We start from the raw sequence: 18,154 nt of genomic DNA, 5'->3' as shown, positions 1-18,154 counted from the left end.
CGGATCGGTTTCGTCAGTGGGAGAAGGCCTGGACCAGCCTGCTGTTGTTGTCGCTGAACAACCACTGGAGCGCGTCCGCGGCCTTGCCCACGCCGCCGATGATTGTAAGGGAGAGCACAGCAACGATTAGGCCATATTCGATGGCCGTGGCGCCCGTTTCATCTCTTACGAATTGCTGCAGCAGGTTTTTCATGGTCATCCATCCCTTATGCAGAAATTCTAATGTCCTACCCGTTAAGAAAGGTTAACAGCAAAAGCTTAACAGCGGGTGAAATGCCGGTGTGCCAAAAAATCATTAACCATGTCAGCACTCGCCGCTGCGGCTGCCGTCATTGCGGATGACGCAGATTGAACTGGGCATCGGCTGCAGCACACTGCGGCGCACCGTATATGTATTGATGCGATGGCCGATCGATCCGGTCGCTGTCATATCGAGCCCGACAGCCATGCCGTCGCGAGCGCCCTGCAATCGCGTCTGGCTATCAAGGAAAGGCGTTGCGATCAGCGCCAGCGCCACGGCGGCCGAGCCGAAGAGAAGCGAGATTCGCAGGATGCCCATGCCGGCATCCGCCGCGCGGAAGCCTCGGTCGGGCCGGATCGAGTCCCAGTCTCTTTCGAGAGTCATGCCGTGTTTCCCACAGTCATCAACGATGTTGCCGCGCGAAACGGCTCAAGCAATTTTTCACGTCGAGATAAATCTTCCATTAACGCTGGCTAAAGCAGCTCCGGAAAACGACGCTTTCGGCAAACGGTGAATGGCGGCGAAGGCAGGCCTCGAAATTACAGCAGATCGATGAGGAACTGGATCAGCGGTGCGTCGGCCGGGGGCATCGGGTAGTCGCGCATCTGCCGCGGCCGGACCCATTTCAGCCCCTGCCCTTCCCTGGGTTGCGCGATCCCGCGAAAGCGGCGGCAGACATAAAGCGGCATCAGGAGATGGAAATCGTCATAGGAGTGGCTGGCGAAGGTGAGCGGCGCCAGGCAGGGAATCTCCGTCTCGATGCCGAGTTCCTCATGCAGCTCGCGGACCAGGCATTCCTCCGGCGTCTCGCCGGGCTCAACCTTGCCGCCAGGGAACTCCCACAGGCCGGCAAGCTGCTTGCCCTCGGGGCGCTGCGCCAGAAGCACGCGCCGGTCGGTGTCGACCAGCGCGCAGGCGGCGACCAGCAGCAGGCGCTTTCCGATTGCCTTCACCTCGTTCATGCGCCCGGCGGCCGTCGATAGTGGTAGCGGTAGACTTCCTCGAACCCGAACGACCGGTAGAGCGAGAGCGCCGGCGCATTGCCCGCCTCAACCTGCAGCCAGGCCTCGCGCGCGCCGCGCAGCCGCGCCCACTTCAGCGCCGACAGGATGAGATTGCGGCCATGGCCCTGTTTGCGCGCCGATCTTTCGGTGGCGACCTCGAATAGGCCGGCGAGATCGCCATCATGGACGCAGATCAGCGTCGCCAGCGGCTCGTTGCCGTCCTCCAGCGCGAACAGCCCCGCTTCGGGCTGAATGGCGCCGATGACCTCCGACAGGCCGGGCCGCAGCGAGGCGTCCGAGCCGCTGGTTCTCAACGACGCGCCGATGAAGCGGCTGATGTCCTTGAGCGGTATCTGGTCCATGGCCGCGCCCAGCTCGAGGTCCTTCAGCGGCAGCCGCATGACCATCGACTCGTCGAACCTGTTCCAGCCGGCCTTGTCGAGATGCGTGGACAGGACCTGGCCCGACAGCGGCGACATGCGAAAGGTCAGCGGCCTGCCGTAGGCATCGAAGCGGCGCGCCGCGCGACCGATGCGCTCCTCGATAGCATGAGTGTCGCCCGGATCGAGCGGATTGACCGAGTTCAGGCGCTTGGCGGGGTGCCCGGCGGTCAGCCGCACCACCCAGGTCCCGTCATAATGGACGGCCGCCGCCGGCCAGGCGCGAAAGCCCGCCGCCTCGTAGCGGCGCACGACCGCCAGAACGCTTGCCGGATGCCTGGACACCGGCGCCATTAGCTCCGGTAGTCGCCGTTGATGGCGACATATTCCTTGGTGAGATCGCAGGTCCACACCGTAGCCTTGCCGCGGCCGATGCCGATATCGGCGCGAATGCGGATGTCGTCGCGCTTCATATAGGCGGACGTCGCTTCCTCCGAATAGGCCGGATCGCGCTCGCCCTCATGCGCGAGGCGATTGTCGCCGAACCAGATCGACAGCCGGTCGCGGTCTGCCGGCTCGCCGGCCTTGCCGACGGCCATGACGACGCGCCCCCAATTGGCGTCCTCGCCGGCGACAGCCGTCTTGACCAGCGGCGAATTGGCGATCGAAAGCGCGATACGCTTGGCCGAACGCGCCGATTTGGCGCCGGTGACCGTGACCTCGACTTGCTTGCGCGCACCTTCGCCGTCGCGCACCACTTGCAGCGCCAGCGACTTCAGCACCTTGCCGAGCGCTCGCCGGAACGCACCGAGCCGCGCGTCCTTGGCTTCGCTGATCGCCGGCGCGCCGCGCGCCGCGGCCTTGCCGGTGGCGAAGATGAGCAGCGTGTCGCTGGTCGAGGTGTCGCTGTCGACGGTCACCGCGTTGAAGGTCTTGGCCGTGCCGCGCGACAGCAGGTCCTGCAGCACGGGTGCTGAGATCGGCGCGTCGGTTGCGATGAAGGAGAGCATCGTCGCCATGTCGGGCGCGATCATGCCGGCGCCCTTGGCTATGCCGTTGATGGTGACGTCGGCGTCGCCGAGCTTGACCGTCGCCGTCGCCACCTTCGGATAGGTGTCGGTGGTCATGATGGCCTTAGCGGCCTCGGTCCACAGGTCCGGCTTGCCGTCCTTGACCAGGCCGGCGAGCAGATGGCTGAATTTGGTGGTGTCGAGCGGTTCGCCGATGACGCCGGTCGAGGCCAGGAACACCTCGCTTTCGGAGCAGCCGGCGGCCTTGGCCGCCGCCTCGCCGGTCAGCGCGGTCGAGGCTCTGCCCTTCTTGCCGGTGAAGGCGTTGGCATTGCCGGAATTCACCACCAGCACGCGCGCCTTGCCGGCAGGCAGGTTCTGGCGGCAGAAGTCTACCGGCGCCGACGGGCATTTCGATCTGGTGAACACGCCGGCGACGGCGGTGCCCGGATCGAAGACCATGGCCAGCAGGTCGGTCCGATTCCGGTATTTGATGCCGGCTTCCGCCGTCGCGATGCGCACACCCTCGATGACCGGCATCTTCGGATATTTCTTCGGTGCGAGCGGCGAGATCGTAGCGGACATCGGAACCCCGGAACTGCTATGAGCGAAAGGAAGGCCGGTTTGCCCGATAGCGCGTCGCGGCGCAAGGGGCGTTCTGGCCGCGCCTTCGCGCCTAGGCCGGCGGATTTGCAACTGGAAACGCGTCGTTTCGTTTCGCCGGTGAAGCCAATATGATCGGCGACAGATTCACCGGCTAAGGAAGACTGGAATGGGCGAAGCCGCCGCTCGCGGGCGCAAGTCGATCGGCGCGAAACGCAATCCCGAGAGCGCCGATGCCATCATTGAGGCAGCCGAGGCCGTGTTGCGCGAGGCGGGTTATGCCGGCTTCTCGATCGAGGCTGTTGCCAGGCGGGCGCGGGCGGGAAAGCCGACCATCTATCGCTGGTGGCCGAGCAAGGCGGCGCTGCTGATCGAGATCTACCAGCGACAGAAGCGTGTCGAGACGCCCGATACCGGAAACGTCGAGGACGACCTGGCCGGCTTTCTCGAAAACCTCTTCGCTCATTGGCGCGACACCCCGTCGGGCAACATCTACCGCTCGCTGATCGCAGAGGCACAGTCGGACGAGGCAGCCGCGGCCGTGCTTGCCGAGTATTCGAGGGAACGCCGCAGCCATACCGGCCGGATCATCGAGCGCGCCAAGGCGCGGGGCGAGGTGGCGGCCGATGTCGATGCCGGGATCGTCGCCGATCTGATTGCGTCCTACGCCTGGCGGCATCTGCTGACCGATCGCCTCGACGAGGACGAGGCGGCGATCCGCGCCGCGGTAGGTTATATAACGCGGGGGATACTGACCGCCTGAGCCAAAAGCAAAAAAGGGCGCCGGATGGCGCCCTTTTCAGGATAATCAGGCCGACAGCGGATTACTTGCCAGCTTCCAGCGTGTCGACGTCCTTCTTGAGCTTCTCGTCCGGGATCTCGACCTTGGCGGCGGCACGGAGATCCTTCACCATAGCGAAATACTTGTCGCGGATCACCGCCTGCTTGGCCTGGTCCTTGACCTCGTCGAAGGCCGGCGGCTGCTTGGCGCGCTTGTCCTCGAGCTTGATGACGTGCCAGCCGAACTGCGTCTGAACCGGCTCCTTGGTGTACTTGCCGACGTCGAGCGCGAAGGCCGCTTTGTCGAATTCCGGCACCATCTGGCCCGGTCCGAACCAGCCGAGATCGCCGCCACTGGTTTTGCCCGAGGGGTCGTTGGTGTGTTCATTGGCGAGCTTCTGGAAGTCGGCGCCGCCGTCGAGCTGCTTGATGATCGCCTCGGCCTCTTCCTTCGTCTTCACGAGGATGTGACGCGCATGAACTTCATTGACCGGCGGCGTGTTGGCGATCTCCTGGTCGTAGCGGGCGCGCACTTCGGCGTCAGTGACCTTGTCGACCACTTCCTTCTCGACGACCTCGCCATGCAGGGCGCGGGCCTGCAGGAAAGCCATCCGGCGCTGGAAGTCGGCGTCCTTGTCGAGGCCGCTGTCGACCGCCTTCTTGGCCATGACGCGAATTTCGATCGCCGCCGAAAGGGCTGCCGCGCGGCGCTGTTCTGGCGGCAGCTGCGCGAACTGTTGCGAGAGTTCGCCTTCGGCGAGCTGAAGATCGGCCTCGGTCAGCTTCTCGCCATTGATGGTGGCGACCACGGCATTGGGATCGACCGGCGTGGCGGGAGCGGCGGCAGGCGCGGTGGCATCCGCGGGCTTGGTCTCCTGCGCCATGAGCGGCGACAGGCAGAGAGCCGAGATCCCGAAGGCCAGACTGAGGCTGGCGAGCGAGGCGCGGCGGAACGACAGGGGCATCAAGATAACTCCAATGGGATTGCCAATAAGGATCGCGTGGGCGAAAGGGTTCCAGATCAGTCGGATTGTGGCGGAATTTGGCGCTGCCCATAGGGCTAACGCGGCGTTGACATCGATTGAGCCCCCTCTTATCTGTCCAACGACTTGGCGTCCAGAACCGTTTTCCGGGCGCTTTTTGCGTTTGTCCGCATTCACGCGGATTTGATGGGCCCGCCAGGCGCCTGTCGCAAACGGCCAAAATTGCTATCGAAAGGGCCATTGGATGGTCAGTCTCGGCGGTCTCGCCCGTAAGGTTTTCGGTTCTTCCAACGACCGCCGCGTCAAGGCGACCCGGCCCAGGGTCGAAGCCATCAACGCGATGGAAAACGAGATGCGGGCGCTTTCCGACGCCGAGCTTGCAGGGCGCACGGAGAAATTCCGCCAGGATTTCGCCAACGGGGCTTCGCTCGACGATCTCTTGGTCCCGGCCTTCGCCACGGTGCGTGAAGCGGCCCGACGCGTGCTTGGCATGCGGCCTTTCGACGTCCAGTTGATCGGCGGCATGGTGCTTCACAATGGCGGCATCGCCGAGATGCGCACCGGCGAGGGCAAGACGCTGGTCGCCACCTTGCCCGTCTACCTCAACGCGCTCGCCGGCAAGGGCGTGCATGTCGTCACCGTCAACGACTATCTCGCCAAGCGCGACGCCGAATGGATGGGCCGCGTCTACAAATTCCTCGGCCTGACCGTCGGCATCATCGTCCACGGCCTTTCCGACGACGAGCGCCGCGAGGCCTATGCCTCCGACGTCACATACGCCACCAACAACGAGCTCGGCTTCGACTATCTGCGCGACAACATGAAGTATGAGCGCTCGCAGATGGTGCAGCGCGGCCATTCCTACGCCATCGTCGACGAGGTCGATTCCATCCTGGTGGACGAGGCGCGCACGCCGCTGATCATTTCCGGCCCACTCGAGGACCGCTCGGAAATGTACAACACCATCGACGCCTTCATGCTGAAGCTCGGCCCGGCCGACTACGAGGTCGACGAGAAGCAGAAGACGACGATCTTCACCGAGGAAGGAACCGAGAAGCTCGAAAACATGCTGACAGCGGCGGGCTTGCTCAAGGGCGAGTCGCTCTACGACGTCGAGAACGTGGCAATCGTCCACCACGTCAACAATGCGCTGAAGGCGCATCTTCTGTTCCAGAAGGATCGCGATTACATCGTGCGCAACGGCGAGATCGTCATCATCGACGAGTTCACCGGCCGCATGATGCCGGGACGCCGCTATTCGGAAGGCCTGCACCAGGCGCTCGAGGCCAAGGAGCATGTGCAGATCCAGCCGGAGAACCAGACACTGGCCTCCGTCACCTTCCAGAACTATTTCCGCCTCTACAAGAAGCTCGCCGGCATGACCGGCACGGCGCTGACCGAAGCCGAGGAATTCGCCAACATCTACAATCTCGACGTCACCGAGATCCCGACCAACCTGCCGGTCGCCCGCAAGGACGAGGACGACGAGGTCTACCGGACGGTCGACGAGAAATACAAGGCGATCGTCAAGGAAATCAAAGACGCGCGCGACCGCGGCCAGCCGATCCTGGTCGGCACCACCTCGATCGAGAAATCCGAGCAATTGGCCGAGCGCCTGCGCAAGGAGGGCATCAAGGACTTCGAAGTGCTGAACGCCCGCCATCATGAGCGTGAGGCGTCCATCGTCGCCCAGGCCGGCAAGCCCGGCGCCATCACCATCGCCACCAACATGGCCGGCCGCGGCACCGACATCAAGCTCGGCGGCAATGCCGAGATGCGCATCGCCGAGGAGCTTGGCGACATGCCGGCCGGCCCCGAGCGCGAGGCCCGGGAAAAAGCGATCAATGACGACGTCGAGCGCCTGAAGGAAAAGGCGCTGGCCGCCGGCGGCCTCTATGTTCTGGCTACCGAACGCCATGAATCGCGCCGCATCGACAATCAGCTGCGCGGCCGCTCCGGCCGTCAGGGCGACCCCGGCCGCTCGAAATTCTTCCTGTCGCTGCAGGACGACCTCATGCGCATCTTCGGCTCCGAGCGCATGGACGGCATGCTGCAGAAGCTCGGCCTCAAGGAAGACGAGGCGATCATCCATCCCTGGATCAACAAGGCGCTCGAAAAGGCGCAGAAGAAGGTCGAGGCGCGCAACTTCGACATCCGGAAGAATCTCCTGAAATATGACGACGTTGCGAACGATCAGCGCAAGGTGGTGTTCGAGCAGCGCATCGAGCTGATGGACGGCGAAGGCCTGTCGGAGACAATCACCGAGATGCGTGAAGGCGTCATCGAGGAGATCGTCACCAAGAACATCCCCGAAAACGCCTATGCCGAGCAATGGAACGTCGCCGGTCTGAAGGATGAGGTGGCCCAATATCTCAACCTCGACCTGCCGATCGAGGAATGGGTCAAGGAAGAGGGCATCGCCGAGGACGATATCCGCGAGCGCATCACCGCCGCTGCCGACGCCGCCGCCAAGGAGCGGGCCGATCGCTTCGGCCCGGACGTGATGAATTATGTCGAGCGTTCGGTGGTTCTGCAGACGCTCGACCATTTGTGGCGCGAGCATATCGTCAATCTCGACCATCTGCGCTCGGTCGTCGGCTTCCGCGGCTACGCCCAGCGCGACCCGCTGCAGGAATACAAGAGCGAAGCCTTCGAGCTGTTCCAAGGCATGCTCGGCAACCTGCGCCAGGCCGTCACCGCGCAGCTGATGCGCGTCGAGCTGGTGCGCCAGGCAGCCGATGCCCCGCCGCCCGAGACGCCCGAGATGTTCGGCAGCCACATCGACGGCTCCACCGGCGAGGACGATTTCCAGGGCGGCGACACCGCGCTTCTCCTGCGCCAGGATTCGAACGTCATCGTCGCGCCGGAAGACCGCGACCCGAAGAACCCGGCGACCTGGGGCAAGATCGGCCGGAACGAAGCCTGTCCCTGCGGCTCCGGCAAGAAGTACAAGCACTGCCACGGCGCCTTCGCCTGACGCCCTCTTCCTTCTCCCCGTTCAACGGGGAGAAGGTGCCCGAAGGACGGATGAAGGGCAGCGCCGGCATTTCCGAGTTCCCGCTGGAACGTCGGACTTAGGCCTTTCTCGACTGACGGTCACACCAGCCCCGCCGCGCGCGCCGCGGCCGCCGCTTCGCCGCGGGAGACGGCTTCCAGCTTCCCGAGCACCGCCGAGACATGGTGGTCAACCGTCTTGGGCGAGATGGTCAGATGCGCGGCGATCTTCTTGTTGGAGAAGCCTCGTTCGATCAACTGCAGCACTTCCATCTGGCGCTGCGTGAGGCCAGCCTGGTTGGCGCGCGTCGCCTGCCTCGGACCTCTGGCAATGCCGCTCACGCCGCTCTGCCGCAGGAGGCCGCGCACATGCTGCGCCACCGGTCTTGCGCCGAGCGCCTCGAAAATGTCGAGCGCTTCACGCTGCGCGGCCTCTTCGCCCTGCAGCAAGGCGAGCGCCCCTTCGAAAGGGGCGCCCATTCTCGCCCAAAGCGCAGCGGCGGCGCGCCAGTCGCCGATCAATTGCAGGCGATGCGGCTCCGCCATGCCGTCGGTCTCGCCGGGATCGCTTTCAGGCGACAAAAGCCGCCGCCAGGTCGCCAGCTCGCCGAACACGGCCCGCGCCGGCGCGAGGCCTTCGGCAAGGGCAATCAGATGCAGCGCTTCATCCCTGTCGCCCTCCCCCAGCCACGCCAGCTCGGCCATCACCGCGGCAAAAGGCACAAGCCGTTGCAGCTCCATGCCCTTGTCCAGGAACCGCCTCATCTCTTCGACGATCGGTCCGGCTGATGGGTCGCCGCGGCGGATGCGCAGCCTTGCCAGCGCCACCAGAGATGGATAGCGCACCAACGGTGTCGTTGCTTCATCGTCGACAACCTCATGCGCCACGGCCGCGGCATCGTCCCAGAGGCCGAGCCTCAGCAGAAGCTGAGCCTGTACGCCACGCATGTAGTCGCGCCATGTCGCGAGATCATTCTCGACGCAGTAGCCGATGCCGCGCTCCAGGAACGAGGACGCCTCGCTGAAGTTGAGCCTGTTCATCTCGACGCATGCGCAGTTGGTGAATGCGCGCGCCGCGTGTTCCTGGAAGTTCCCCGTCAAAGCAATTCCCAGGCTGCGGGCGAGATCGCGCCGCCCTTTGGTGAAATCCAGCCACTGCCTGGCGGCGCCGACATTGTTGAGGGCATGGCAGAGGATGTCGGGCCGGTTGAGCCGCTCCGCCAGCGTCATGGCCTTGCCGCCGAGCATGAGCGTGTCCTCGAGCCGTTCGGCCAGCATCGCCAGCTGCGAGAGGTTGGAATAAGCCATGGCGAGTTCGGGACCGTCGGGCGCTGTCTCCAGAAGCTCCACGGCCTGTGCTCCGAACCGGTCCGCGGCCTCGCGATCGCCGAGCAGGTAGGCAAAGCGCGACAGGCATCTTAGACCGTCGCCCTCCTTGACCTGATCGCCCAGCGCTTGGCGCAACTGGCGCGCCTGCCCCTGCGCTTCCATCGCGGCCTCGACGCGGCCGATCAGGTGACACTCGAAAGCGTGGCCCTCATAGAGCTTCGCCCGATTTTCGGCCGGCAGCATATCCGCGTAGCGCAGGGCAACCTCGTAATAGCCCACCGCGTCGCGATGCGCGCCGACCCGCGAAGCCTCGCGCGCGGCGGCCGGCGCGAGCTCGCGCACCACGTCCAGGTTCTGCGCTTCCACGGCATGATGCACCAGTCTTGCGGTGGCTACTTGCGGGTTTTCGCGCAAGGCCGCCAGGGCGCGTTCATTGTATTCGCGCCGTTTGCTCGGCGTCAGCGCCATCTCGATGGCCGTACGGGCGATCTCGTGCCGGAAGGCATAGCCGTCGCCAAAATCCTCAAGCAGGCCGTTGGAGACGCATTCGGCAAGCTGGCCGGCGGCGGCAATCCCGCAAAGGCCGCTCAGCGCCCAGGCGTCGGCACGGCGTGGAAATACCGAGACGGCGTCGAGCATCGAGCGGGCGCCCGGCGACAGTTTTTCGGCGCGCGCCAGCACGGCGTCGCGCACGCTCGCCGGCAACGCGCCATCGTCGTCGGCGGCAAGCAGCTCCGTGACGAAGAAGGCGTTGCCGGCGCTCGCGCGGTAGATCGCGGCGCCATCGCGCTCAGCGGCCGCGGCGAGCGACAGCACGGCACTTTCGCTGAGCAGCGGCACGTCGATACGCACGACATTGCCGGCCGGGATCTCGCCGAGCGCCCGGCGTACGCGCATCTGCCCTTCGCTGCGGTCGGTGCGCGCCGTGGTCAGCAGCAGGATGTGGGTGTTTGCAATACGCCTGCCGAGAAAACGCACGAAATCGAGCGTCGCGTCGTCGGCCCAGTGCAGATCTTCGATGACGAGCAGGCTCGGGCCCTTTGCCTCGAAGACGTCGAGCGCCTCGGAAAACAAGGACAGCCGCTGCACCTGGCGGTCGTCGATCGCTCGCGGCAACTCCCACTGCGCTTCGCGCGCCAGATCGTAAAGCGGCCCCAGCGGATCTGGAATGGACAGGTCTTCGCAGGCGCTGCGAAGCACGGTCAGATCGCCGTCCAGCCGGCTCGCGAACGCCTCGACCAGCGCCGTCTTGCCGGCGCCGGCCTCGCCGGTCAGCGCCACGACGCGGCCATGGCCTTGCAAGGCGACCGCCAGCGCGGCCTCCAGTTGCTTTAGTTGCGTCTGCCTTTCCAGAAGCATCGTCACTCTCGCGAATGGGAATTGTTGGCGCGGCGGATGCCGCCGGATAGTCAGCCAGACGCGGATGGAAATGTCACCTTCCACATATAGCCGTGCCTATTCCCACATATAACGTCCCTAAAATAGGGAATCGTCCCGTCAAATATGGGGAAAGGTGCCGATGCGCGCCTTTCGCGAGGGTGATTTCTGCTGGGTCGCGCTTGAACCGAGCGCAGATCACCAACGAAAGGAAAACGATCGTGCCTCGCTACCTTGTTGAACGCACCTTCCCGGAAGGCCTGAATGTGCCGATGAACGATGCCGGCGCCACCGCGATGAGCGGCGTCATCGCCCGCAATGCCGAAAAAGGCGTGACCTGGGTGCAGTCCTTCGTCTCGCCCGACAAGAGCAAGAGTTTCTGCATCTATGACGGGCCCTCGCCGGAGGCGATCCGCAGCACGGCGCAGAAGAACGCGCTTCCCGTCGACAAGATCACGGAGGTGCGGGTCCTCGACCCCTACTTTTATCGCTGACCGTGTCGGACAGATCAGTCCCGTCGCCGGCGGACCTGACGCCGTGTCGGATAGCGAGAGTGTTCCCGCCGCGGCGGATAACCTCCCACCCCGCGGCTACATGCGACGGGCCTTGTCAGCGCTGCTTTCGCCGTTGCGAAACCGGCGCCGCCTTCTGCCGCCTCAGGACGATTACCTGAGACGCGACATCGGCCTGCATGAGCGGGAACTGCCGCGCGAATACTGGGAATATTGGTGGCATCACCACTGATGGCGGCCCTGTTCCTTCTCCCCGTCACCATACGGGGAGAAGGAAGCGCACCCACCCACCCTTTCTTAAGGTGTTTCGGATAGACCCGAACGCTGGAAAAAGGCGGAAAACGGAGAGTCTTGGGTGCGCTTTTCCGCGGCAACGACTGCCGGGCGGTTCCTGCCGCAGCGCTGGGCGCTGCGCATGCGGCCGCTGCTTGGCCGCATCGATGCCATCCTCTTCACCGCCGACGCGCGCGGCGAAGCCGGGCGCATGTCGCTGATCGCCTTTTCCATCCGCATCATCAGCGCCTTGATCGCCTTTGTCAGCCAGGTGCTGATGGCGCGCTGGATCGGCTCCTTCGAATACGGCATCTCGGTGCTGGTCTGGGTGACAATGGTCATCATCGGCAATCTCGCCTGCCTTGGTTTCCACACCTCGGTTATCCGTTTCATTCCGGAGTATCGCGAGCGCGGCATGGTGGCTGAGCTGCGCGGCATCGTGCAGGCCAGCCGCCTGTTCGTGCTCGTCGCCTCGACGCTGGTGGCCGGCCTCGGCGCGCTTGGCGTCTGGCTCGCGTCGGAATGGATCGAGAACTACTACGTCATCCCCTTCATCCTCGGCATCATCTGCCTGCCGATGATCGCCCTCGGCGACCTCTTGCAAGGGCTGGCGCGGGCCAATTCCTGGGCGCTGCTGGCGCTGTCGCCGACCTATCTGGTGCGGCCGGTGCTGATCCTGGTGTTCATGGCCCTGATGCTTGGCCTGCACTACATGCCCGACGCCAAGACCGCGATCTTCGCCTCAATCGCCGCCACCTATGTCACCACGCTCGGCCAGCTGATGGCCGTCACCTCGCGCATGGACAAGAAAGTCCCGCCCGGACCGATGACCGTGCATTTCGGCCAATGGATTCTCGTCTCGCTGCCGATCTTCCTGGTCGAGGGTTTCTTCTTCCTGCTCACCAACGCCGACGTGCTGATGGTGGGCGCCTATCTCGATCCCAATGATGTCGCCGTCTATTTCGCCACGGTGAAGACGCTGGCGCTGGTGCATTTCGTCTATTTCGCGGTCAAGGCGGGTGTCGCCCAGCGCTACGCCCAATTCACCCATGGCGAGCCGCACCGGCTTGCTGCCTTCGCCCGCGAGACCGTCTCCTGGACCTTCTGGCCCTCGCTTTTGATGGCGCTGCTGGTGCTGGCGCTTGGCGAGCCGATGCTGGTGCTGTTCGGTCCCGAATTCACCGCCGGCTATCCGCTGCTTTTCCTGCTTGTGCTGGGCGTCGTGGCGCGCGCCGCCGTCGGCCCCTGTGAAAGCCTGCTCACCATGAGCGGCAACCAGAACATCTGTGCCGCCGTCTATGCCATGACGCTTGCTCTGAACATCGGCCTCAACGTGATCCTCATCCCGCTCTTCGGCCTCTGGGGCGCGGCGATGGCAACAAGCCTCGCCATGGTCTTCGAGGCCAGCGCGCTCTCCTTCACCGTCTGGCGCAAGCTCGGCATCGTGATGGCGATCTTCGTGCCTGCAGGGAAGGAAATCGCCTGATGGCCGCCGTCCCGTTGCTCGAAGAGACCAGCGGCGGCCCTGCCGGCGCCATGGTCTCCAACCTTGCCGGCCTGGCGCGCGAGGCCGACCCGGCCCATATCGAGCTCTTCGCCAACAACAGGCCGGAACGCAAGCTCGCCATCTACCCGGCCTCGGCCGGCTTCGACCTCGTCGAGGAACTCGACTATCTCAGCGCCCGCACGATCGAGCCCAATGTTTTCTTCAACCCGCGCTTCCTGGCGCCGGCGATGCCGCGGCTGGAAGATCGCGAGGTGCGGCTGGCCGTCATCCGCGACGGCGACGAATACCGCAATCGGCTACGGCTTCTGGTGCCCTTCTCGGTCGAGCGGCCGGCGATCCCGCTCGGCGTTCCGGTGATGCGCACGTGGTCGAGCCCCTTCGGCCCGCTCGGCACGCCGCTGGTCGACCGCGACGACCCGGTCGGCGTCATTGAGGATTTCTTCTCGATGCTGTCGCGGCCGCACCTCAAGCTGCCAAGAGTCTTCGTGCTGCCGGATATGCGCCTCGACGGTCCGGTGGCGAGCCTGCTCACCTCCTTCGCCGACAGCCGCGGCCTGACCCTGGTGACCACCGGCGAGGTCGAGCGTCCGGTGCTCGAGAGCGACGCCGACGGCGAGGACTACCTCAAGGCATCGCTGCGCGCGCACCATTACCGCGAATTCCGCCGGCTGAAGCGGCGCCTTGCCGACGTCGGCAAGCTCGAGCACGTCGTGGCCCGCGGGCCGGACGAGATCCGCCATGCTATCGAAAGCTTCCTGACACTGGAGGCCGCCGGCTGGAAGGGTCGCGAACGCACCGCCATGGCGATCGACCGCTACCGCGCCGCTTTCGCTCGCGAGGCCGTGCACCGGCTGGCCGAGCAGGACATGTGCCGGATTCATCTCCTGACGCTCGACGGCCGCGCCATCGCCTGCCTGGTCGTGTTCGTCGAGGCTGGCGTCGCCTACACCTGGAAGACGGCCTATGACGAGACGCTCTCCGCCTATTCGCCGGGCACGCTTTTGATGATCGAGGTGACCAAGCAGCACCTAGACGATCCCAACATCGTCATGACCGATTCCTGCGCGGTTCCGGACCATCCCGTGATGAGCCGCCTGTGGAGCGAGCGCAAGCCGATGGGCACGCTGGTGGTCGGGCTGACGCCGGACACCGACCGGCTGGCCCGCCAGGCGGCGTCGCAGTTGCACCTCTACCGCGAGACCCGCAACATGGCGCGCCTGCTGCGCAACCGCATGCGTAGCCTGCTGAAACGTCGCTAGGGCAATCCCCGGGAAAAGTGCACATGCTTGTCGAGATCGGAAGGGACGCGCTGCGACGCATCTTGGCTGGTGCCGGGGTGCTGCTGTTCTTGCAGGCGGTGTATCCGGCCTGCGCTTCGGTCTTCCTGGAAGACCAGACCTGGACCGAGCTGCGCGACCTCGTCGCGGCGGGGACGACCACGATCATCATACCGATCGGCGGCACCGAGCAGAGCGGCCCGGCGATGGCCTTGGGCAAGCACAATGTGCGGGTGAAGTTTCTCGCTGAGAAGATCGCGGCGAAGCTGGGCAATGCGCTGGTCGCGCCCGTCATCGCCTATGTGCCGGAAGGCAATATCGATCCGCCCACCGAGCACATGCGTTTTCCGGGAACAATCACCATCAGCGACAAGACTTTCGAGCAATTGCTGGAGGGCGCCGCCCGCAGCTTCAGGCATGCAGGCTTCAAGACCATCGTCCTCATCGGCGATCACGGCGGCTATCAGGCCGACGAACGCCATGTGGCCGACCGGCTCAATGCCGAATGGAAAAAGACCCCCGTTCGGGTCTTTGCTGCGCTTGATTACTATCGGTTCGCGCAAGGCCCTTACACCGACAAGCTCCTGGCCGCTGGCGCCACCCGCGCCGAAATCGGAACGCATGCGGCCTTGGCCGATACCTCGCTGATGCTCGCCGTCGACCCGTCCCTGGTGCGCAAGGACCGTCTTGCGAGCCCGCCAACGCTCGGCGCCGGGGATGGCGTTTATGGCGGCGATCCGGCAAGGTCTTCCGCACAGTTCGGGCAACTCGGGGTGGATCTCATCGTCAACGGGACGACGGATGCGATCCGCGCTTTCATCGCAAGTCAGACAAAATGATCGAGGCTTTTCCGCGCTTCCTCCGTTTTTGCATGGCGCTTGCGCTGCTTATCCCCCTGCAGCCCGGCGCGTCGCGTGCCGGCACATGCCCGGAGGATTGCAGCGATCCACCGCCCCGGCCGGTCGACATCTACCGCCAGACCACAGCCGGCCATCTGAGCCCGGCCACGGCCGGCGCGCTGCCGCGTGTCTATGTGCCCAACCGCTCGTCCAACAGCGTCTCGGTGATCGACACCGTCACCTTGAAGGAGGTCGACAGGTTCTCGGTTGGCAGCAAGCCGCAACATGTCGTGCCGGCCTGGGATTTGAAGACGCTGTGGGTCGCCAACAACGGCACCGGCAAAAACGGCAGCCTGACGCCGATCGACCCGATGACGGGCAAGCCAGGCCAGCAGGTCCCGGTCGACGATCCCTACAATCTCTATTTCATGCCGGACGGCAGCGCCGCCATCGTCGTCGACGAGGCGATGAAGCAGCTCGATTTCCGCGATCCGCACACCATGGCGCTGAAATCGAGCCTGCCGACGCCGAGCTGCCCCGGCATCAACCATGCCGATTTCTCGGCCGACGGCTCCTATGCGATCTTCACCTGCGAATATGGCGATGGCGGCCTGGCCAAGATCGACCTGAAGAACCAGAAAGTGCTCGGCCATCTCGATCTCTCCAAGATGGGCATGCCGCAGGACATCCGGCTCTCGCCCGACGGCACGGTCTTTTACGTGGCCGACATGATGAATGACGGGGTGTTCCTCGTCGACGGCGACAGTTTCAAGGAAATCGGCTTCATCCCAACCGGCATCGGCACGCATGGTTTCGTCGTCAGCCGCGACGGCAAGCGGCTCTACGTCTCCAACCGCGGCTCGCACAAGATGGAGCAGGGCAAGGCCAAGGGCCCAGGCAGCGTGACGGTAATCGACTTCGCCACCCGCGCCGTGGTTGCGCAATGGCCGATCCCCGGCGGCGGCAGCCCCGACATGGGCAATGTCAGCGCCGACGGCAAGCAGCTATGGCTCTCCGGCCGCTTCGACAGCGAGGTCTACATGATCGACACGACGACCGGCGCCGTGACCAAGATCCGCGTCGGCGTCGAGCCGCATGGGCTCACCGTGTGGCCGCAGCCGGGGCGGTATTCGCAGGGACATACGGGAAATATGAGGTAGGGTGCTTTGGGATGGCCCGCTTGCAAAGAATGGCCCTGCCACCCGAAGCTCGCAGAGCGAAGGGTGGTGCCCCTAGCCGGGATCGAACCAGCACTCCTTGCGGAACTCGATTTTGAGTCGAGCGCGTCTACCAATTCCGCCATAGGGGCTCAGGCCGGGCGGCCTGGATGGGCGCGGACTATACGGGCGGATGGGTGTTCGTCAACTGGCCTGTTGCGGATTCGGCCGTTCAACCGGCGGCATCGCCCACCCTTCGACCTCGTGACGACGCAGACATTGTGCGGCGCGGAAAATCTTTCTAGACAGGCGAAGCGTTGAGCGCCTCGCATCTACAAGCTGGATGCGGCGCTTTGGGTCCTTGTCTTCCTGCCTGCCGTTGCCCAAAACCGCCAAGCGTCTCGGGTGATATTGATCAGAGCAATTCCAGGAAAAGTGCGCTGCGGTTTTCCGTCCGGAATTGTGTCGACTGCATTAGGAGAGCCGATGCTTCGCGGACTTTACGACTGGACGCTGTCGCTGGCGGCGCGCAGATCCGCCGAATGGTGGCTGGCCTTCATCGCTTTCGTCGAAAGCTCCGTGTTCTTCATACCGGCCGACGTGCTGTTCCTGCCCATGGCGTTGGCCCGGCCTGATCGCGCCTATCGCTACGCGCTGGCCGCGACTATTGCCTCCGTGCTGGGCGGCATTGCCGGCTGGCTGATCGGCTACTATGCGTACGATACGATAGCACGCCCGATTCTCGAACATTTCGGCGGTCTTGACACGTTCGAGAGGTGGCAGTCGTCCGGCGCCGGGCTGATGCTGGTGCTGCTCGTCACATCCGGCGCTGCGCACCTGCCGCCGATCAAGGTGGTCACCATTCTGGCCGGCGCGCTTCAGGTCAATCTGTTGGTCTTCATCGTCTCGGCCATCGTGGCGCGCGGCGCCCGTTTCCTCCTGCTTGCCTGGCTGTTGCGCCGCTATGGTGAGCCGATCAGGGAATTCATCGAAAAGCGCTTGGGATTGATCGTAGGCGCAGGCGCCGCTGCCCTGATTTTGCTCTATATCCTCGTCAGATATGCCCACGGATAGCGACGCAACCGACGGACCCGATTAGATGACAGCGACCATGAATGCCGACACTGGACGCCAGCGCACGCGCGCGGCGCTGTTTCTTGCCGTCGCCATGGCTGCGACGGTAGGCTCGGCGCTGGCCTTCCAATATATCGGCGGCTACATCCCCTGCCATCTCTGCCTTGAGCAGCGCACGCCGTATTATGTCGGCGCGCCGCTGATGCTGCTGGCGGTGATAGCCTCTATGCTTCATGCGCCGGCTTGGGCGACGCGCGGCCTGCTGGCAATCGGCGGCTTGCTGATGCTCTATGGCCTCTATCTCGGCGTCTACCATTCGGGCGTTGAATGGCATTGGTGGGCCGGTCCGACCGACTGCACCGCCGGCGCCGGTCCGGTCGACACCGGCGGCAAGGGCGTGCTCGACGCGCTGGACAAGTTCGTGCCGCCCTCCTGCGACAAGGCGGCGCTTCGCATCCTCGGCCTCTCGCTCGCCGGCTGGAACGCCATCGCCAGCCTCGTCCTGGCCGCCGTCGCCTTCCGCAGCGCGCTCGCGCGCGACTGAGCCAATTGAGCGGCGCGACGCAGAGTTCGGACAAAAATTCGGCAGGCTGAGTCGAATGGTGCGGTTTTCGAGAACCGGCGCGGAGCGTACTTAAATACGTGAGCACCGGAAGCGCAGAAAACCGCGGCAGTCGGCCAGCATGGCGGATTTCTGCCGAACTCTAGAGCGTTTCCTAGCTTTATTGAATCGGAAGGGATTGAACGAAGCCGCTAACGCGGCATTTGGCGGATCGGTTTGCGGGTGACGCTTCTGTTTTGAAGGATTGCGGCT

The 18,154-nt window shown here is 64.5% G+C and carries 17 protein-coding genes and 1 tRNA gene; 9 read left to right on the top strand and 9 right to left on the bottom strand.

The genetic code is table 11. The annotated features are described in order from the left end of the window. Window positions 1-13: 13 nt before the first annotated feature. The 5 genes from P9272_RS04155 to argJ all read right to left on the bottom strand — a co-directional run bounded on the left by P9272_RS04155 (window position 14) and on the right by argJ (window position 3,220). Complete coding sequence (locus P9272_RS04155) at window positions 14-199, bottom strand: Flp family type IVb pilin (RefSeq protein WP_128259769.1); 186 nt, start codon at window positions 197-199, stop codon at window positions 14-16. Between the two features lie 105 nt (window positions 200-304). After that, a complete protein-coding gene (locus P9272_RS04150) occupies window positions 305-625 on the bottom strand; it encodes a hypothetical protein (RefSeq protein WP_128259770.1) in 321 nt (106 codons plus the stop codon). Between the two features lie 155 nt (window positions 626-780). Continuing rightward, a complete protein-coding gene (locus P9272_RS04145; RefSeq protein ID WP_128259771.1) occupies window positions 781-1,203 on the bottom strand; it encodes a (deoxy)nucleoside triphosphate pyrophosphohydrolase in 423 nt (140 codons plus the stop codon). After that, window positions 1,200-1,979 (bottom strand): GNAT family N-acetyltransferase, encoded by a 780-nt coding sequence (locus tag P9272_RS04140; RefSeq protein WP_278159264.1) that lies wholly within the window; start codon window positions 1,977-1,979, stop codon window positions 1,200-1,202. The genes P9272_RS04145 and P9272_RS04140 overlap by 4 nt, the downstream gene beginning before the upstream one ends. After that, window positions 1,979-3,220 (bottom strand): bifunctional glutamate N-acetyltransferase/amino-acid acetyltransferase ArgJ, encoded by a 1,242-nt coding sequence (gene argJ / locus P9272_RS04135; RefSeq protein ID WP_278159263.1) that lies wholly within the window; start codon window positions 3,218-3,220, stop codon window positions 1,979-1,981. Before argJ ends, P9272_RS04140 begins: the two co-directional genes overlap by 1 nt. A 187-nt stretch (window positions 3,221-3,407) precedes the next feature. On the opposite strand from argJ, the gene P9272_RS04130 reads away from it, so the two are divergent. Beyond that, complete coding sequence (locus tag P9272_RS04130) at window positions 3,408-4,001, top strand: TetR/AcrR family transcriptional regulator (RefSeq protein WP_128259774.1); 594 nt, start codon at window positions 3,408-3,410, stop codon at window positions 3,999-4,001. 61 nt (window positions 4,002-4,062) lie between these two features. Here the strand turns inward: P9272_RS04130 and P9272_RS04125 are convergent, their stop codons facing one another. Beyond that, complete coding sequence (locus P9272_RS04125) at window positions 4,063-4,983, bottom strand: peptidylprolyl isomerase (RefSeq protein ID WP_278159262.1); 921 nt, start codon at window positions 4,981-4,983, stop codon at window positions 4,063-4,065. Between the two features lie 262 nt (window positions 4,984-5,245). Between P9272_RS04125 and secA the strand changes: the two genes are divergently transcribed. Next, on the top strand, window positions 5,246-7,978 hold the full coding sequence (gene secA, locus P9272_RS04120) for a preprotein translocase subunit SecA (RefSeq protein WP_128259776.1): 2,733 nt from the start codon (window positions 5,246-5,248) through the stop codon (window positions 7,976-7,978). A gap of 119 nt (window positions 7,979-8,097) precedes the next feature. Here secA and P9272_RS04115 read toward each other — a convergent pair whose 3' ends face one another. Beyond that, entirely contained in the window at window positions 8,098-10,683 is a 2,586-nt protein-coding gene (locus P9272_RS04115) for a LuxR family transcriptional regulator (RefSeq protein WP_278159261.1), read from the bottom strand. A gap of 239 nt (window positions 10,684-10,922) precedes the next feature. On the opposite strand from P9272_RS04115, the gene P9272_RS04110 reads away from it, so the two are divergent. From P9272_RS04110 to P9272_RS04090, 5 genes are all read left to right on the top strand, one after another. Further along, the gene (locus P9272_RS04110) at window positions 10,923-11,195 is read left to right on the top strand and encodes a DUF4242 domain-containing protein (protein ID WP_128259777.1); all 273 of its coding nucleotides are present in this window, start codon (window positions 10,923-10,925) and stop codon (window positions 11,193-11,195) included. Window positions 11,196-11,568: 373 nt separating this feature from the next. Then, window positions 11,569-12,972, top strand: a complete 1,404-nt coding sequence (locus tag P9272_RS04105; protein ID WP_278159260.1) for a lipopolysaccharide biosynthesis protein — start codon at window positions 11,569-11,571, stop codon at window positions 12,970-12,972. Further along, window positions 12,972-14,252, top strand: coding sequence for a GNAT family N-acetyltransferase (locus P9272_RS04100; RefSeq protein WP_278159259.1), 1,281 nt, complete (start codon window positions 12,972-12,974; stop codon window positions 14,250-14,252). Before P9272_RS04105 ends, P9272_RS04100 begins: the two co-directional genes overlap by 1 nt. A 23-nt stretch (window positions 14,253-14,275) precedes the next feature. After that, window positions 14,276-15,109 (top strand): creatininase family protein, encoded by an 834-nt coding sequence (locus P9272_RS04095; RefSeq protein WP_278159258.1) that lies wholly within the window; start codon window positions 14,276-14,278, stop codon window positions 15,107-15,109. Next, window positions 15,106-16,269: a YncE family protein gene (locus P9272_RS04090; RefSeq protein ID WP_278159257.1), complete on the top strand. Its 1,164-nt coding sequence runs from the start codon at window positions 15,106-15,108 to the stop codon at window positions 16,267-16,269. The genes P9272_RS04095 and P9272_RS04090 overlap by 4 nt, the downstream gene beginning before the upstream one ends. A gap of 64 nt (window positions 16,270-16,333) precedes the next feature. Here P9272_RS04090 and P9272_RS04085 read toward each other — a convergent pair. Then, window positions 16,334-16,418 (bottom strand) — tRNA-Leu (locus tag P9272_RS04085). A 334-nt stretch (window positions 16,419-16,752) separates the two neighbouring features. On the opposite strand from P9272_RS04085, the gene P9272_RS04080 reads away from it, so the two are divergent. Next, on the top strand, window positions 16,753-17,340 hold the full coding sequence (locus tag P9272_RS04080) for a YqaA family protein (RefSeq protein WP_128259782.1): 588 nt from the start codon (window positions 16,753-16,755) through the stop codon (window positions 17,338-17,340). A 25-nt stretch (window positions 17,341-17,365) separates the two neighbouring features. Next, on the top strand, window positions 17,366-17,884 hold the full coding sequence (locus P9272_RS04075) for a disulfide bond formation protein B (RefSeq protein ID WP_042641373.1): 519 nt from the start codon (window positions 17,366-17,368) through the stop codon (window positions 17,882-17,884). Between the two features lie 90 nt (window positions 17,885-17,974). On the opposite strand, the gene P9272_RS04070 is transcribed toward P9272_RS04075, so the two are convergent. Next, window positions 17,975-18,154: hypothetical protein (locus P9272_RS04070; RefSeq protein WP_278159256.1), on the bottom strand; the 180-nt coding region annotated here is incomplete at its 5' end.

Source organism: Mesorhizobium sp. WSM4976 (genome assembly GCF_029625685.1).
In the GTDB taxonomy this organism is placed as follows: Bacteria; Pseudomonadota; Alphaproteobacteria; order Rhizobiales; family Rhizobiaceae; genus Mesorhizobium.
The sequence above is the reverse complement of the archived record's forward strand: the minus strand, read 5'-3'. Positions and strand labels throughout refer to the sequence as shown.

Bases quoted from the DNA above. Each gene is read 5' to 3' on its own strand.
- P9272_RS04155 (WP_128259769.1), bottom strand. From the start codon at position 199: ATGACCATGAAAAACCTGCTGCAGCAATTCGTAAGAGATGAAACGGGC.
- P9272_RS04150 (WP_128259770.1), bottom strand. From the start codon at position 625: ATGACTCTCGAAAGAGACTGGGACTCGATCCGGCCCGACCGAGGCTTC.
- P9272_RS04145 (WP_128259771.1), bottom strand. From the start codon at position 1,203: ATGAACGAGGTGAAGGCAATCGGAAAGCGCCTGCTGCTGGTCGCCGCC.
- P9272_RS04140 (WP_278159264.1), bottom strand. From the start codon at position 1,979: ATGGCGCCGGTGTCCAGGCATCCGGCAAGCGTTCTGGCGGTCGTGCGC.
- argJ (WP_278159263.1), bottom strand. From the start codon at position 3,220: ATGTCCGCTACGATCTCGCCGCTCGCACCGAAGAAATATCCGAAGATG.
- P9272_RS04130 (WP_128259774.1), top strand. From the start codon at position 3,408: ATGGGCGAAGCCGCCGCTCGCGGGCGCAAGTCGATCGGCGCGAAACGC.
- P9272_RS04125 (WP_278159262.1), bottom strand. From the start codon at position 4,983: ATGCCCCTGTCGTTCCGCCGCGCCTCGCTCGCCAGCCTCAGTCTGGCC.
- secA (WP_128259776.1), top strand. From the start codon at position 5,246: ATGGTCAGTCTCGGCGGTCTCGCCCGTAAGGTTTTCGGTTCTTCCAAC.
- P9272_RS04115 (WP_278159261.1), bottom strand. From the start codon at position 10,683: ATGCTTCTGGAAAGGCAGACGCAACTAAAGCAACTGGAGGCCGCGCTG.
- P9272_RS04100 (WP_278159259.1), top strand. From the start codon at position 12,972: ATGGCCGCCGTCCCGTTGCTCGAAGAGACCAGCGGCGGCCCTGCCGGC.
- P9272_RS04095 (WP_278159258.1), top strand. From the start codon at position 14,276: ATGCTTGTCGAGATCGGAAGGGACGCGCTGCGACGCATCTTGGCTGGT.
- P9272_RS04090 (WP_278159257.1), top strand. From the start codon at position 15,106: ATGATCGAGGCTTTTCCGCGCTTCCTCCGTTTTTGCATGGCGCTTGCG.
- P9272_RS04080 (WP_128259782.1), top strand. From the start codon at position 16,753: ATGCTTCGCGGACTTTACGACTGGACGCTGTCGCTGGCGGCGCGCAGA.
- P9272_RS04075 (WP_042641373.1), top strand. From the start codon at position 17,366: ATGACAGCGACCATGAATGCCGACACTGGACGCCAGCGCACGCGCGCG.